Consider the following 1,758-nt stretch of genomic DNA (forward strand, 5'->3'; position numbering starts at 1 on the left):
GCCAACCGAACCGTACACACCTTCCGGCTTTCCGTTTCGCTCCCGGCGACTCAGAAAACAATACACGCCCCCAACCCCCAACGCAAATCCACCCCACAGGCAGTCTTCCTGGGATACTTTGGCCGCACTGGTGCCCCTGCCGTCTACTCCGTGAGTAGGGGTATTCGCTTGCCCCCAACCGCCAGTGGGCGACCAAACCGCCGTCGTACATCCGCTGGGGAGTGAACAACCGGCGCCGCTATGCCAGGTGGTCCGGCATCCCAACTGCTCTGTGCAGTCCGTCGTCGAGAAACCGCACCAGGGAAGCGATCTTCTCGCCACTCGTGTCGGGCTCAATCACCAGCAGACCACGCGCCCGCCCCTGCAAATAGCAAACGAAGGCCGGCCGGCGGCCAGCCTGCGTCCTCGCCAGCACGTAGCTGCCACCGGGCCGGCCAGCCGCGCTGGCCCTCAGGAAGTTTCCGACGGCGGTTTGGCCCACGTAACGGTGCATCGCCGGCGGCATGGCAAGCCAACTCTCGTCGGTCAGCAGCGCCACCATGGCGTCGACGTCGTCACGGGCAAAAGCGTCGGCGAACCTGCGCACTACGGGGTCCCTGTCGGCTGAAGTGGCCACGGGTTCAGGCATTGGTGTCGCAGCCCGTGCACGCTGAAGCAGCCCTTTGACCGCCGTCGAAGTTGTGCCCAGCATGTCCGCAGTCTCAGGTATGGGGAAATCCAGGACATCACATAAAACCAACGCCGCGGCCTGGCGCGGCGGCAGGTGTTGGAGAGCCGTAACAAACGCGAGTTCTATGCTCTCCAGGGCAATGGCCCGGGCGGCCGGGTCCAGTTCGGACAGCAGCGCATCGGGATACGGCTGCAGATGCGGCACATCGAAAGTGTCCGTTGGCATCGGTGGGTCAAAAGGAGGCGCCGGCTGAAGGTGTGGCCTACGACGGCGATCGCGTACGGCGTTGAGCGATCTGGTTGTTGCGATCCGGTAGAGCCACGTCCGGACCGACGACCTCCCACCAAAACCGGGGAGTCCATTCCAGGCAGCGAGCAGCACCTCCTGAAGCACGTCGTCTGCATCGTCCAGGGATCCGGTGATCCTGTAGCAGTGCACATGAAGTTCACGGCGATAGGGCTGGACGAGGGCAGCGAAAGCTACTTCATCGCCTGCTTTGGCGGCCTCGAGCGGTGTGGAGCCCACACGTCATTCTGGCACGCCGCCGTTCCGATCGGGTTCCCTGCGGTGTCTCCATAGGTGTAACCCTCCCTGAAAGGACCAGGACATGACCCAGGACGAAACAGCTGCTGTAGGCATTGCGATGGCGTACCACCGCGCGTGGACCACGGGCGACCTGGAAACCGCGACGACCTACTTGGCAGGTGATGCTGTTTGCCACACGCCGGCGGGAAAGTTGACCGGTAGTACAGCCATAGGCGCCTTCATGGCTCCGTTCGCGGCAACGCTGACGGGATCACGGCTTCTCGCGGCCCACGGAAACGCCATTGAGGCGATGCTCATGTATGACACGAGCAGCAGCGCTGTTGCCAGTGCTCCGGGGGCCGAGCTCTATAGGGTCCAGAGTGGCCTGATCACGGAGATCCACATCCTCTTTGACCGGCTTCCCTTCGCGCTGGCGCGTGGGGAGGTCATCCGGGCGTGAGGTAGTTGGTGTTAAAGGTGTGGAGCCCCGACCGTCGTGGTCGGGGCTCCTGTTAAGTGTTGTCCGGCGGTGTCCTACTCTCCCACACCCTCCCGGGTGCAGT

Annotated in this window: 2 protein-coding genes; one reads left to right on the plus strand and one right to left on the minus strand. The window is 63.5% G+C overall.

Annotated features, from left to right (window positions below):
* Window positions 1-238 precede the first annotated feature (238 nt).
* Window positions 239-1,195 (minus strand): RNA polymerase subunit sigma-70, encoded by a 957-nt coding sequence (locus ACIPY3_RS23160; protein WP_400337902.1) that lies wholly within the window; start codon window positions 1,193-1,195, stop codon window positions 239-241.
* Window positions 1,196-1,277: 82 nt separating this feature from the next.
* Here ACIPY3_RS23160 and ACIPY3_RS23165 point away from each other — a divergent pair, with 82 nt between their 5' ends.
* Window positions 1,278-1,655 carry a nuclear transport factor 2 family protein gene (locus ACIPY3_RS23165; RefSeq protein WP_400337905.1) on the plus strand — a complete coding sequence of 126 codons (378 nt, stop codon included), beginning with the start codon at window positions 1,278-1,280 and terminating at the stop codon, window positions 1,653-1,655.
* The last annotated feature ends 103 nt before the right edge of the window (window positions 1,656-1,758 follow it).

The sequence above is a fragment of the Paenarthrobacter sp. NPDC089714 genome (genome assembly GCF_044748905.1).
In the GTDB taxonomy this organism is placed as follows: domain Bacteria; phylum Actinomycetota; class Actinomycetes; order Actinomycetales; family Micrococcaceae; genus Arthrobacter.

Bases quoted from the DNA above. Each gene is read 5' to 3' on its own strand.
- ACIPY3_RS23165 (WP_400337905.1), top strand. From the start codon at position 1,278: ATGACCCAGGACGAAACAGCTGCTGTAGGCATTGCGATGGCGTACCAC.